Annotated in this window: 14 protein-coding genes and 1 pseudogene; 10 read left to right on the top strand and 5 right to left on the bottom strand. The window is 61.2% G+C overall.

What is annotated here, in order from left to right; all coding sequences use genetic code 11:
• The first annotated feature begins 84 nt into the window (after positions 1 to 84).
• The 3 genes and pseudogenes from mutY to G9X67_RS16290 all read left to right on the top strand — a co-directional run bounded on the left by mutY (position 85) and on the right by G9X67_RS16290 (position 2,175).
• The gene (mutY, locus tag G9X67_RS16300) at positions 85 to 1,188 is read left to right on the top strand and encodes an A/G-specific adenine glycosylase (RefSeq protein ID WP_171599181.1); all 1,104 of its coding nucleotides are present in this window, start codon (positions 85 to 87) and stop codon (positions 1,186 to 1,188) included.
• Positions 1,189 to 1,190: 2 nt separating this feature from the next.
• Positions 1,191 to 1,805: an HAD family phosphatase gene (locus G9X67_RS16295; protein WP_171599180.1), complete on the top strand. Its 615-nt coding sequence runs from the start codon at positions 1,191 to 1,193 to the stop codon at positions 1,803 to 1,805.
• Between the two features lie 5 nt (positions 1,806 to 1,810).
• Positions 1,811 to 2,175, top strand: a pseudogene (locus G9X67_RS16290) (nuclear transport factor 2 family protein).
• A 167-nt stretch (positions 2,176 to 2,342) separates the two neighbouring features.
• Here the strand turns inward: G9X67_RS16290 and G9X67_RS16285 are convergent.
• From G9X67_RS16285 to G9X67_RS16275, 3 genes are all read right to left on the bottom strand, one after another.
• Entirely contained in the window at positions 2,343 to 3,506 is a 1,164-nt protein-coding gene (locus tag G9X67_RS16285) for a site-specific DNA-methyltransferase (RefSeq protein WP_138387933.1), read from the bottom strand.
• Positions 3,507 to 3,684: 178 nt separating this feature from the next.
• On the bottom strand, positions 3,685 to 4,035 hold the full coding sequence (locus tag G9X67_RS16280) for an antibiotic biosynthesis monooxygenase (RefSeq protein WP_138328773.1): 351 nt from the start codon (positions 4,033 to 4,035) through the stop codon (positions 3,685 to 3,687).
• Complete coding sequence (locus G9X67_RS16275; protein ID WP_171599179.1) at positions 4,032 to 4,361, bottom strand: NIPSNAP family protein; 330 nt, start codon at positions 4,359 to 4,361, stop codon at positions 4,032 to 4,034. Before G9X67_RS16275 ends, G9X67_RS16280 begins: the two co-directional genes overlap by 4 nt.
• Before the next feature lie 71 nt (positions 4,362 to 4,432).
• Here G9X67_RS16275 and G9X67_RS16270 point away from each other — a divergent pair, with 71 nt between their 5' ends.
• Complete coding sequence (locus tag G9X67_RS16270; RefSeq protein ID WP_171599178.1) at positions 4,433 to 5,119, top strand: metalloregulator ArsR/SmtB family transcription factor; 687 nt, start codon at positions 4,433 to 4,435, stop codon at positions 5,117 to 5,119.
• A gap of 44 nt (positions 5,120 to 5,163) precedes the next feature.
• On the opposite strand, the gene G9X67_RS16265 is transcribed toward G9X67_RS16270, so the two are convergent.
• Positions 5,164 to 5,595: a hypothetical protein gene (locus tag G9X67_RS16265; protein ID WP_246705420.1), complete on the bottom strand. Its 432-nt coding sequence runs from the start codon at positions 5,593 to 5,595 to the stop codon at positions 5,164 to 5,166.
• Positions 5,596 to 5,740: 145 nt separating this feature from the next.
• Here G9X67_RS16265 and G9X67_RS16260 point away from each other — a divergent pair, with 145 nt between their 5' ends.
• The 4 genes from G9X67_RS16260 (at position 5,741) to G9X67_RS16245 (ending at position 9,408) form a co-directional block, all read left to right on the top strand.
• Complete coding sequence (locus tag G9X67_RS16260) at positions 5,741 to 5,923, top strand: hypothetical protein (protein ID WP_171599060.1); 183 nt, start codon at positions 5,741 to 5,743, stop codon at positions 5,921 to 5,923.
• A gap of 51 nt (positions 5,924 to 5,974) precedes the next feature.
• Positions 5,975 to 7,804: a methyl-accepting chemotaxis protein gene (locus G9X67_RS16255; RefSeq protein WP_171599177.1), complete on the top strand. Its 1,830-nt coding sequence runs from the start codon at positions 5,975 to 5,977 to the stop codon at positions 7,802 to 7,804.
• A 187-nt stretch (positions 7,805 to 7,991) separates the two neighbouring features.
• A complete protein-coding gene (locus tag G9X67_RS16250; protein ID WP_017990554.1) occupies positions 7,992 to 8,681 on the top strand; it encodes an HAD family hydrolase in 690 nt (229 codons plus the stop codon).
• Between the two features lie 142 nt (positions 8,682 to 8,823).
• Entirely contained in the window at positions 8,824 to 9,408 is a 585-nt protein-coding gene (locus G9X67_RS16245) for a hypothetical protein (protein WP_171599176.1), read from the top strand.
• Positions 9,409 to 9,511: 103 nt separating this feature from the next.
• Here G9X67_RS16245 and G9X67_RS16240 read toward each other — a convergent pair whose 3' ends face one another.
• Positions 9,512 to 10,159: a hypothetical protein gene (locus G9X67_RS16240; protein ID WP_138328780.1), complete on the bottom strand. Its 648-nt coding sequence runs from the start codon at positions 10,157 to 10,159 to the stop codon at positions 9,512 to 9,514.
• A gap of 265 nt (positions 10,160 to 10,424) precedes the next feature.
• Here G9X67_RS16240 and thrC point away from each other — a divergent pair, with 265 nt between their 5' ends.
• Together thrC and G9X67_RS16230 are read left to right on the top strand one after the other, a co-directional pair.
• Entirely contained in the window at positions 10,425 to 11,849 is a 1,425-nt protein-coding gene (thrC, locus tag G9X67_RS16235; RefSeq protein WP_171599175.1) for a threonine synthase, read from the top strand.
• Positions 11,850 to 11,852: 3 nt separating this feature from the next.
• Positions 11,853 to 13,151, top strand: a complete 1,299-nt coding sequence (locus G9X67_RS16230) for a pitrilysin family protein (RefSeq protein WP_129418200.1) — start codon at positions 11,853 to 11,855, stop codon at positions 13,149 to 13,151.
• Positions 13,152 to 13,177 lie beyond the last annotated feature (26 nt).

Here is a 13,177-nt window from a genome sequence, read left to right as displayed (position 1 = left end):
ATTCGCATGCCAATTCGCACAGGCGACTTGATCGCGCGGCATTGCTTCGCCAAGTATAGGCACTTCCCCCCATCGCGGCAAATCATGACGATCACCACACTCGACACGCCCTTAGCCAAGCCCTTGCTCGACTGGTACGATCGCCACCACCGCGACCTGCCCTGGCGTGTGGCGCCCGGCATGGCGGCCCGCGGCGTCAAGGCCGATCCCTATCGCGTCTGGCTGTCCGAGGTGATGCTGCAGCAGACGACGGTGCAGGCGGTCAAACCCTATTTCGAGCGGTTTCTGCAGCGCTGGCCCGAGGTGACCGATCTTGCCGCAGCCGAGACCGACGCGGTGATGGCCGCCTGGGCGGGGCTTGGCTATTACGCACGGGCCCGCAACCTGAAGAAATGCGCCGAAGCGGTGGCGAACGAGCATGGCGGCGTCTTTCCCGATACCGAAGAAGGTCTCAGATCCCTGCCGGGCATCGGCGACTATACGGCAGCCGCCGTCGCAGCCATCGCCTTTGACCGCCAGGCGGCTGTCATGGACGGCAATGTCGAGCGGGTGATCTCCAGGCTCTATGCGATCGCTACGCCGCTTCCAGCCGCCAAGCCCGCGATGAAGCAGAAGGTGGCGCTGTTAACGCCTGCCGATCGGCCCGGCGATTTCGCCCAGGCGATGATGGATCTCGGCGCCACGATCTGCACGCCGAAGCGGCCGGCCTGTTCACTCTGTCCGTTCCGGGGTGCCTGCGAGGCACTCAAACTTTCCGATCCCGAGCTCTTTCCGGTCAAGGCGGCGAAGAAGGAGAAGCCGGTCAGATACGGCGCGGCCTTCATCGCGGTAACAGGTGATGGCGAGATCCTATTGCGGCGGCGCATCGACAGCGGCCTGCTCGGCGGCATGACCGAGGTGCCGACGACCGCCTGGACGGCGCGCATCGACGGCGAGACCTCGGCTGCCGCCGCGCCCTTCGACGCAGCATGGCAGGCCTCTGGCACCGTCATCCATGTCTTCACCCATTTCGAGCTCAGGCTTTCGATCTGGCGTGCGGCCATCGCTGCCAAGGTCGCCATGGATGACGGCCCGAATGACGGATGGTGGGAGCCGGTTACAAATCTTGAAGCCCAGGCCTTACCAACCATCATGAAAAAAGCGATCGCAGCGGCTATTCCTCTCGCGTTTAAAACATCCAAGGGATGACCATGACCACCGACATAAGACATATCGTTTTCGATATCGGCAAAGTCCTTATTCATTACGATCCGCATCTTCCCTTCAGCCGCCTCATTCCTGACGAGACCGAGCGCAACTGGTTCTTCGCCAATATCTGCACCCATGACTGGAACATCGAGCAGGACCGCGGCCGCAGCTGGGCGGAGGCCGAAGCGCTGCTGATAAAACAGCACCCCGCCCGCGAAGAGCATATCCGCGCCTTCCGCAAATATTGGCACGAGATGGTGCCGCACGCTTATGATGACAGCGTCGCGATCATGGAAGGGCTGATTGCCGAGGGGCGCGACGTGACGATGCTGACCAACTTTGCCTCCGACACCTTCCGCGAGGCACAGGCGCGCTTCCCCTTCTTGACCAAACCGCGCGGCGTCACCGTTTCCGGCGATGTCGGCCTGATCAAGCCCGATATCGCCATCTACGAGACGCATACGAAAAGTTTCGGTCTCGATCCGGCAGCGACGATCTTCATCGACGACGCGCCGGTCAATGTCGAAGGCGCCAAGGCCTTCGGCTGGAATGCGGTGCTGTTCTCAGGCGCCGACAAATTGCGCAGCGATCTCGCCGGCTATGGGGTGAAGGTCTGAGACCCATGGCTTTCGACCCGGCAAAGCAAATCGAACTCTTCCACGCTGCGATCAACGCCCTCGATTTTCCGGCGATCGAGGCCTATTTCGCCGAGGATGCGACCTATGTCTCGAACGGCGTCGGCGATCTCACCGGCCGGGCTGAGATCATGGCTGCCTTCCGGCGTTATTTCGACGACTATCCCGATCAGACGGCAGAAAATTCGCTGGTGGAAACGTTGACGCCGCTCTCCGGCCGATCGGTCTGGTCGGTGCGCGCCACCCACAGCAAGACGGGCAAGCCGCTGATCCGCGAGGTGAGGAGACGATCACCTTCAACGCAGAAGGCCGCGTCACAAGGGTCGAGGTCACCGATTACCAGGAATTCTGATCAGGATTTCTTGTTTTACGCATTCCGGACGCAAAACCGCTGCACACTTTTGCTGGAATTGCTCTGAATAGAGGACGCCCGGGTTTGACCCCGGGCGCCTTGGTCTTCTTCCGCAACTGGAGGGAAATCGGAAGAAGGTGGTTTCGATCCGTCAGAGGCGTTGCTCACTACGCCTTTGCCAGATCACTGCGGATGACGGACCTGAGATCGTCGATCGGGCGCAGGGACTGCCCGTCTTCGAAATGCCAGAAGGTCCATCCGTTGCATGCATCGAGACCCTGCACCTTGGCGCCGAGACGATGAATGGAGCCGGCCTCGCCGCCGGAAGCTACCGTGCCGTCGGCGCGGACAATCGCGCTGTAGCGGCGCTTGGCGTCGGTCAGCACCTGGCCGGGCTTGATCAGGCCGCTTTCAACAAGCACGTTGAAGGCGACGCGGACTTCGGCCTTCTTGCCGGTCATGACGGTCAGTTCCGCCTTGCCGAGCGGCTCGACGGCGGCAATGCGAGCCGAGGCCGCATCGATATAATCCTGTTCGCGCTCGATACCGACGAAGTGGCGGCCGAGACGCTTGGCGACGGCGCCCGTCGTTCCCGAGCCGAAGAAGGGATCGAGCACGATATCGCCGGGCTTGGTCGAGGCCATGATGACGCGGGCGAGCAGCGCTTCCGGCTTCTGCGTCGGATGCGCCTTCTTGCCGTCCTCGCCCTTCAGCCGTTCGCTGCCGTTGCAGATCGGGAACAGCCAGTCGGAGCGCATCTGCACGTCGTCATTGGCGGCCTTCAGCGCATCGTAATTGAAGGTATAGCCCTTGGCCTTGGCGCTGGGGCTTGCCCAGATCATCGTCTCATGGGCGTTCTGGAAACGGCGGCCCTTGAAATTCGGCATCGGGTTGGTCTTGCGCCAGATGATGTCGTTGAGGATCCAGAAATTCAGATCCTGCAGCGTGGCGCCGACGCGGAAGATATTGTGGTAGGAGCCGATCACCCAGATCGAGCCTGTCGGCTTCAGCACGCGGCGGCAGGCCAGCAGCCAGGCACGGGTGAAGGCATCATAGGCCTCGAAGGAGGCGAACTGATCCCATTCGTCGTCGACCGCATCGACCAGCGACTGGTCGGGACGATGCAGCGTTCCGCCGAGCTGGAGATTATATGGCGGATCGGCAAAGATGATATCGACGGAGTGGCTGGGCAAAGCTTCAAGGGCGCTGACGCAATCGCCCTTGATGATCGTGTCAACCCAAGAAGCCGGCCAGGAATCCGACCGGGATCCCGGCCGGGAATCCGACTTGACGGAAGCCTTGAGGTCGGCAAGCGGAAAAACTGATGCCATTCTGATACTCACTCATACGCTCTACGCTTAACTGTCCGTTATGGTTACGCAACTTAGTTACCAAAGCCTGAAGCGGTGGCCGATTTCGGGAATTTATTCGGCTGGCCGATGAGTGAGCGGCAGACTTTGTCGACGTCGGCCGGCTGCCGAGCGGCGGCAAGAATGCCGCCGCCGGCGATCAGGCGGCGTCGTGAACCCTACGGCTGTCATCAGGCGCCTCGTCGCGTTCGAACATGCCGTAATCGCGAACGACACTGGCGATCCGCAGGCGATAATCGGCGAAGATGCCGCCGCGTCCGGCCTGCTGGGCTGCCCGGTGAGACTCGAGATTGCGCCATTCCTTCACCGCCGCCTCGTCGCGGAAGAAGGAGAGCGACAGCAGCTTGCCGCGTGTCGTCAGGCTCTCGAAACGCTCGATCGAAATGAAGCCGTCGATCTTTTCGAGTTCGCCGCGCAACTCGCCGGCGAGATCCAGATATTTATGGCGTTCGCCCATATAAGGCACGACTTCGAAGATGACGGCGATCATGGCAGCACCAGCTTGGCGTGAGGGGCGGAGACATTTTTGAGGAAGATGCGATCTTCCTTCAGGATGAAGCCTTCGCGTCGGGCAAATTCGTAATTCTCGCGGCCGAGCGGGTCGGAAGCCAGCCTGGCGCGATAGGCTTCGTAGGCGGCGAGGCTCTCGATATTGTAGACGCCGTAAGCCGTCGTTGCCGATCCCTCATGCGGGCTATAATAGCCGATCAGGTCGGCACCGTTTCGCGGAATCGCCTGGCCCCAGTTGCGGGCATATTCGGCAAACGCCTCCTTCTTGAAGGGGTCGATCTCATAACGGATAAAGCAGGTGATCATCGGTTTCTCCTTTGGCTCTTCACTCGTTTTCGCACATTGCCTGACGGCGATGCTTCGGTTACGATCGAAGTATGAAGGAAGGTCCTGATATTGCGCAGATCGGCGCGCTGATCGGCGATCCCGCCCGCGCCAACATGCTGGCGGCACTAACCGGCGGCCGGGCGCTGACGGCGACCGAGCTTGCCGGCGTCGGCGGCATCACCGTGCAGACGGCGAGCACCCATCTTGCCAAGCTCGAGGCCGGCGGGCTGCTAACCCAGCGCAAGCAGGGGCGCCACCGCTATTTCACGCTGGCCGACGAGGCCGTCGCCCGGTTGATCGAAAGCATGATGGGCTTTGCCGCCGGGCGCGGGCATCTCCGCCACCAGCCGGGACCGAAGGAGCCGGCGCTGCGCAAGGCGCGCATCTGCTATGATCACCTTGCCGGCGATTACGGCGTGCGCATGCTCGACAGCCTGATCGCCGCCGGCTCGATCGACGCCGTCGGCGATGGCCTGGCGCTGACGGAAAAGGGCGAAAGCGATCTCAAATGCATCGGCATCGATGTCGGCGACCTCAGATCCTCGCGCCGCCCGCTCTGCCGCTCCTGCCTCGACTGGAGCGAAAGACGCGCCCACCTCGCCGGCAGCCTCGGCAAGGCCCTGCTTTCAAGCTTCCTCGACAAGGGCTGGGTGCGGCGAACGGCCGAAAGCCGCTCGATCCTGTTCTCTCCGGAAGGCGATCGGCAGTTCCTGAAGCTCTTCCCGGTCGATCCGTAGGTTATTGCGGATTTGCAAGAGGTTCCGAGGCAGCATTCAGCCCCTCACCCACCTGCCCTCTTTTCATCTTCCTGCCGCACATGCGCCCGCAGCGCCGCCAGCGTCAGCGCCAGCGCCGCGTGATTGCTCTCGGCTTCACCGACGACACTTTCGTCCTCCCGGATCTCGCGCAGCTGCGCACCGTAAAGCGACTCGTCTGCTGTCTTGCGACCGCGGGCAAGGTGCCAAACCGCATCCGGCCGGACTTCCCGGCACAGGTCGATGGCGTGATTGACGTCGTGTGTGAAGGGCCGCGCCATCAGGAAGCCGTGCTCTGACTTGATACTGCTCGGCATGTAGTCGTGAGGACCGTCGAAATCGTTGGGCTCGGCCGGCCGGAGTTGCTTCAACAGAAAGGCACAGGTGATGAAGGCGTCGATCCGGCTGTCGGGCATGTCAGTCTTTTCCAGGGTTTCGATGATGTCCTCGATCGTCATGCAGTCTTCCTCTTCATCCATTCTTGGCATGCCGCCTGTTCTCCTCCCAAGAGCGGCGGTGACGTCCTCCTCGATCGCCATCTAGTGCATGAGAATGCCAAAGGTAGTCCCCGGGCTGCGGTTAGTCTGGCACGATGCGGATTTGATGGATGTGGCGCTGCCCTGGACGACGACGCACACCCCATCGCGCAATCATCTTCCGGTACTCGAAGGTGCGGCTGCGAGCATCCGCTTGACGCACAAACAGCTCAACCTTTTGTCGAAAGTGAAATATCAGCTGCAACCTATTGTTTTTGCGCTGCTAAGCGACATGGTGCTGAGAAAATAATTAAGCATATTCGGCTACTCTCACCTTCTGAATTAACGAGAGAGCCCTGTCATGGCGTCGATCCAGCATAAGATCATCATTGCAAGCATCGCGATTTTCGCTTTGGCGGGTGGCGCTACGAGCGTCGGTATCTGGTCCGCCTCGACCCTCTCCGAAAACAACGCCGAGGTTGCCCGGTCGGCCCAAATTCTGCGCAACCACATGCAGGCCGACATGATGCATGACGCGCTGCGCTCGGATGCGCTCGCATCATTGCTGGCGTCCAATCCGGCAGCAGCCATAGACGCTGCCGCGGTGAAGGCCGATCTGGCGGAGCATGAGGCGTCGTTCCGCGAGATGCTTGACGCCAACAAGGCTCTTGCCGCAGACGACAAGACGAAAACGATCCTTGCCGGCGTCGAACGTCCCCTGCTTGCCTATATCGCAAGTGCTACTCAGATCGTCGAACTTGCCGGTAAGGACCCCACGGCAGCTTTGAAGGCATTGCCGGAGTTCATGACGCAGTTCTCGACGCTGGAAGCGGCGATGGAACAGGCCGGCGATCAGATCAGTGCTGCATCCGAGGAAATTTCCAATCGCAGCTCTGATATAAAGGCGTCGGTCGATATTGTTCTGGAAGCCCTTTTGGCTTCGGCCGTGCTCTTCGCCTTTGGTCTCTATTTCCTCACCCGCAAGACCATCACCAAGCCGATCCTTTCGCTTTCCGGCGATATGCAAAGGCTCGCCGGCGGTGACACGGCGATTGCCTGCACCGGGATCGGCCGCACCGATGAAATCGGAACGATGGCATCGGCCGTCGAAGTCTTCCGCCAGGCGGCGATTGCCAACAAGCAACTCGAAAAAGATGCAGAGGCGGCTCGATTGCAGGGTGAAACAGAGCGGGTCACGGCCCGAAAGCAGGCTGACGAAGATGCCGCCGAACGGCTGCGGGCGGCGACATCCGGCCTCGCCGCAGGCCTGAAGAGGCTTGCATCCGGCGATCTTGCCTTCCAGATCGACGAGCCCTTCGCCCCGGACTTTGAAAACCTCCGGCATGATTTCAACATGTCGATCCGGCAGCTTGATCAGACGCTCAGTGCGATCGCGGCCGCCATTGCCGCCATCGACGAAGGCACGCGGGAAATCGCATCCGGGGCCGACGATCTGTCGAAACGAACCGAACAGCAGGCGGCCTCGCTCGAAGAAACCGCCGCAGCGCTCGATCAGATCACCGCCAATGTCTCGAACTCGAGCAAGCGGACCGACGAGGCGCGCACTGAAGCGACCGATGCAAACCGCAATGCTGCCAAGTCTTCCGAGGTCGTTTCGCATGCCGAAGAAGCCATGCGCCGTATCGAGGCCTCGTCGCAGCAGATCTCCAGCATCATCGGCGTGATCGACGAGATCGCCTTCCAGACCAATCTGCTGGCGCTGAACGCCGGTGTCGAAGCGGCGCGCGCCGGCGACGCGGGCAAGGGCTTTGCCGTCGTCGCCCAGGAAGTCCGCGAACTCGCCCAGAGATCGGCTCAGGCGGCAAAGGAAATCAAAGGCCACATCCAGAAATCGTCGGTGGAAGTGGAAAGCGGCGTCAAACTGGTTCTCGACACCAGCCAGGTTCTGAAGGCGATCAGCGAACAGATCGCCCGCATCAACCAGCACATGGATGCAATCGCCGTATCGGCCAGAGAGCAGTCGACCGGCCTTGCCGAAGTCAACACCGCCGTCAATTCCATGGACCAGGTGACCCAGCAGAACGCGGCGATGGTGGAGCAATCCACCGCGGCATCCGGCCAGCTTGCCGAGGAAGCTGCCAAGCTGCGCGAGCTCGTTTCCCGGTTCAGGCTTAGGGCGACAGCTTCGCAATCTGCAACTGGACGCCGGGGTGGGCAGCTGGCGGCCTGACGGCTTCTATCTGCTCGCCATTGTTATTCCCAAGTCAACCCGACACGACCGATCCGGCAGTGATGCCGGAGCCGGTCGCTTGCCGCATCGCAGCCAATGCTTGAGATCTGGTTGAGCTTTGGCCGGGCATCGTGTAAAGCCGCAGCATTCCCGGACAAGACCCAGACTTTCAGCAAGGCGTGAACATATGGACGGCTTCGACCTCATCATCTTCGACTGCGACGGCGTTCTCGTCGATTCGGAAATCATCGCGGCGGAAGTCGAATCCGCGCTTCTGACAGAGGCCGGATATCCGATCGACGCCGAGGAAATGGGCGAGCGCTTCGCCGGCATGACGTGGCGCAACATCCTGCTGCAGATCGAGCGCGAGGCAAGCATCCCGTTTTCGGCCTCCCTGCTCGACAAGTCGGAGCATATGCTCGACCTCAGGCTGGCGCAGGACGTCCAGGCCATCCCAGGCGTTGAATTCGCCGTCTCCAGGCTGCCGATCAAGCGCTGCATCTGCTCGAATTCGAGCACCAAGCGGCTCGACATGATGCTGACCAAGGTGGGGCTGAAGCCGCTGTTTGCGCCGAACATCTTTTCCGCTAAGGATCTTGGCCCCGACCGCGTCAAGCCGAAGCCCGATATCTTCCTGCACGGCGCAAGCCAGATGGGCGTTTCGCCTGACAAGGTTGTTGTGGTCGAAGATTCCGTCCACGGCGTGCATGCGGCACGCGCCGCCGGCATGCGCGTCATCGGCTTTACCGGCGCCTCGCACAGCTATCCCGCCCATGCCGACAAATTGACGGATGCCGGCGCCGAAACGGCAATCTCCCGCATGAACGACCTGCCAGGCGTCGTCGCCGCACTGGCGGCATGGGACAACGTTCTCTGAGACGCTTCAGGTTCTGAGGCCGCGATCGTGGGCTAGGTGGAGAGCGTTTCCTAAACCAGAAAGTGTCACTCAAGGTCAGTCAGATCATATCGATTGAAGGCAACCAGATCTCACGGTGCGCAAATCAATAGCGGAGAGGCTTATGGATATTGCTGACATCCGCAACCGCGCGCAGGGAGTAAAGCCGGGAGGAGTAACTACCGGTGAGATCGAATACGCGAGAGAAATCCTTTCTTCTGCGAAGGGAAATATCCGCGCCGCACTATATGTCGTCGGGCTATGCGGTGAGCCGGCTGATGCGCGATTAGTCGAACCATATCTCTTTGGCGAGGAACGTGATGTCTTCGGAGAATTGGCGCTTAAAGTATTATGCCGATATATGGGCCTTATCGATGCCTACAAAGATCTGTATCGCGCCCTGATCATGTCCGACGAGGATATTGGATGGCAAAATAGCCGAATGACGGCGATACAACTTGCCGATGTGTTTCTCGAAAAATTCCCGGATAATGCGATCGGCTGCAAACTGCTGGAAATCATGATGACCGAGAACGATCAGGACCGTTTACCTGCTCGATTTAGCCTGATCAATATTTTAGGCCTGAGGCAAATCCTGACAGACCCATACGCTGTTGAATTTGACGATTTCTCTAAAGATTCGCAGATTATTATCGCTGCCGCACAAGCGCGATTTCAGTGTTCGGCCGAAGCGCCAATCATTCATTAAGCGGCCGCGCGCGTTGCGCTCGGCATCATCCCAACAACAAGTTTGACCGCCTTCCGCCGCCTCAATCAACTGACGCCAAATGAGCTTCGGGCCAGTATCCGCGTCAGCTGCTCTTCTTCGTCTTCGCCGGCTGGGTGTCGAAGCCGATATTGACGCGCACCAGAGCGCCCGAGCCGACCGGCATCGTTATGCCGTCCTTGCGGAAGATGACCTGTGTGCCCGGCGCGCCCGGCGGGATTTCGGTCGGGAATTTGGTGACCTCGGAATAGAGCACGGTCTCGCCGTCGACGACGGAGATGCGGATCGGCAGCGTCACAGGGCCTGGCGTGCCGGCCGGGCCGGTGATCAGGCGCAGTTGGGCAACCACCGTCATCGTCAGGTTCGTGTCGTTCAGCGTGCACTGGCGGGTGTAATCGCCGAAGGAAGCCTGGAAGACGATCTGCTGCGGATCGTCCTTCTTGCCCTTGGCATAGGTGCGGAAGATCGCATCCTGGTCACGCATGAAGATCTGCGGGCAGGCGCCCTGTACGACGGGAGCGACCGTGCCCTGCGCCGTCGTGGCGGTGCCGATCGAAGGATTGTTCGAGGACGGGTTGGCCGGCGCCAGCGGCATGATCTGGGCGGTTCCGTTCGGCTGGGTCGCCGGCGCCGCCGGCTTGCTGTCGCCACCTATGCCGAGCGAGTTGCAACCAGCGAGCAGGGCAAGAAAAGATGCGGAGACGATGAGACGCGAGACCTTGCCGAGCACCATATTCCATCCCTTGTATAAGCGCTTCTTGGAGGCCCCATGTCTTTTCCGCGGGGCCTTTCACGACGGTTTGCGATGGTCTATATCAGCGGCGCAAACAAAAATCGATTGGGTAAGCGCCGTTTTGATGCACTTTTCGACGCCGGATGCGGGCAACTTCAACAAGATACCTGAAATGGCACGCCGGCAGGACGGCCCCTTCACGCTTTCCGGCGAATCTCGCCACCACCGCGCCCAGCCAGACTTCCTCCAGCAATAAGATCAAAGGATGACGAACGTGGATTATATCTCGACCCGCGGCGAGGCCCCTTCCCTCGGCTTTTGCGACGCCCTTTTGACCGGGCTGGCGCGCGACGGCGGGCTCTATGTTCCGCGCAAATGGCCGAGCTTTTCCAAGAAGGAGATCCGGGCGCTCAGGGGCAAGACCTATCAGGAGGTCGCCTTCACCATCCTGTCGCCCTTTACCAATGGCGAGATCCCCGACGACACGTTCCGGGCGATGATCGACGAGGCCTACGGCACCTTCCGCCATCCGGCGATCGCGCCGCTCGTCCAGACCGGGCCGAACAGCTTCGTCATGGAGCTCTTCCACGGCACCACGCTCGCCTTCAAGGACGTGGCGATGCAACTGCTCGCCCGGCTGATGGACTATGCGCTGGAAAAGCGCGGCGAGCGGGCGACGATCGTCGGCGCCACCTCGGGCGACACCGGCGGGGCGGCGATCGACGCTTTTGCCGGCCGCGAGCGTACCGACATCTTCATCCTCTTCCCGCATGGCAAGGTCTCGCCGGTGCAGCAGCGGCAGATGACGACCTCGTCGTCAGCCAATGTGCATGCGCTTGCCGTCGAGGGCAATTTCGACGATTGCCAGAACCTCGTGAAGGCGATGTTCAACGACGTGGCTTTCCGCGACAAGGTCCGACTTTCCGGCGTCAACTCGATCAACTGGGCCCGCATCATGGCCCAGATCGTCTATTATTTCACGGCGGCGGTGGCGCTCGGCGGACCGGACCGGAAGATCTCGTTCACGGTGCCGACCGGCAATTTCGGCGATATCTTCGCCGGCTACTGCGCCAAGCGCATGGGCCTGCCGATCGACCGGCTGGTGATCGCCACCAACGAGAACGACATCCTGGCGCGGACGCTGAAGACTGGCCGCTACGACATGAAGGCGGTCAAGGCGACGAGTTCGCCGTCGATGGACATCCAGATCTCGTCGAACTTCGAACGGCTGCTGTTCGAAGCCTATGACCGCGACGCCTCGAAGGTGCGCGCGGCGATGGAAAGCCTCAAGCAATCCAACGGATTCGAGATTGGCGAACAAGCGCTGAAGGCGATCCGCCGCGACTTCCGCGCCGGGCGCGCCAACGAGAAGCAGGTCGCCGAGACGATCCGCAAGACCCATGCCGAGACCGGCTATCTGCTGGATCCGCATTCGGCGATCGGCGTCTTCGTCGCTGCCAAGAAAGAAAAGCCGAATACGCCGATGGTGACGCTTTCGACCGCGCATCCGGCGAAATTCCCCGTCGCCGTAAAATCCGCCTGCGGTATTGACCCGGCGCTTCCGACGTGGCTTGCTGATCTGATGCAAAGGGAGGAGCGTTTCCAGATCATCAAACCGGAGCTGAAAGCCGTTGAAACCTTTATCGGCAAGCACGCCCGCGGCGAGACGACAGCAGGCGCAGAAAGATAGCCAATGACAGTTGAGTGCACCCGGCTGAAATCCGGGCTGACAGTAGTCACAGAGACCATGCCGCATCTTGAAAGCGTTGCGCTCGGAGTCTGGATCAAATCGGGATCGCGTAACGAGACGGACAACGAGCACGGCATCGCTCACCTGCTCGAACACATGGCCTTCAAGGGCACGGCGCGCCGCACGGCTCGCCAGATTGCCGAGGAAATCGAGGATGTCGGCGGCGAAGTCAATGCCGCCACCTCGACCGAGACGACCTCCTATTATGCCCGCGTGCTCAAGGACTACGTGCCGCTCGCCGTCGACATCCTCGCCGACATCCTGACGGAATCGGCCTTCGAAGAGGAGGAGCTGGAGCGCGAGAAGCAGGTGATCCTGCAGGAGATCAACGCCGCCAACGACACGCCCGACGACGTGGTGTTCGACCGGTTCTCCGAGGTCGCCTATCGCGACCAGACGCTCGGCCGGGCGATACTCGGCACGCCGGAGACCGTCGTCTCCTTCACGCCGCAGCAGATCCGTAGCTATCTCGGCCGCAACTACACGACCGACCGCATGTTCGTGGTCGCCACCGGCGCCGTCGAGCATGAAGAATTCCTGCGCATGGTCGAGGATCGTTTCGCCAGCCTGCCGACGGCTCCTTCCGCGCCGCCCGTCATGGAACCGGCGCGTTATATCGGCGGCAGCGTGCGCGAACCGCGCGACCTGATGGACGCGCAGATCCTGCTCGGCTTCGAAGGCAAGCCCTACCACGCCCGCGATTTCTACTGCTCGCAGATCCTTGCCAATATCCTTGGCGGCGGCATGTCCTCCAGGCTCTTCCAGGAGGTGCGCGAGTTCCGCGGCCTCTGTTATTCGGTCTATGCCTTCCACTGGGGCTTTTCCGACACCGGCATCTTCGGCATTCATGCCGCAACCGGCGGTGAAAACCTGCCGGAGCTGGTGCCGGTCATCATCGACGAGCTGCACAAGTCGGCCGATGCGATCCACCAGAAGGAAATCGAGCGCGCCCGCGCCCAGATCCGCGCCCAGCTGTTGATGGGTGCCGAAAGCCCGGCTGCCCGCGCCGGTCAGATCGCCAGGCAGATGATGCTTTACGGCCGGCCGATCTCCAATCCGGAGATGATGGAGCGGCTGGAAGGCATCACCATCGAGCGGCTGACCGACCTCGCCGGCCGGCTGTTCTATGACACTGTGCCGACGCTTTCGGCGATCGGTCCGTTGGAACAGCTCGCGCCGATGGAAGACATCACCGCCTCGCTTTCGGTCCCGGCGTCGAAGACGCTGCAGGCAAGCCGCTGAGCCGACGTCCGTCCTGCCGGGAGTGA

This window comes from Rhizobium sp. WYCCWR 11152 (assembly GCF_013087615.1).
GTDB classification, from domain to species: domain Bacteria; phylum Pseudomonadota; class Alphaproteobacteria; order Rhizobiales; family Rhizobiaceae; genus Rhizobium; species Rhizobium indicum.
This window is presented reverse-complemented; position numbering and strand designations above follow the sequence as displayed.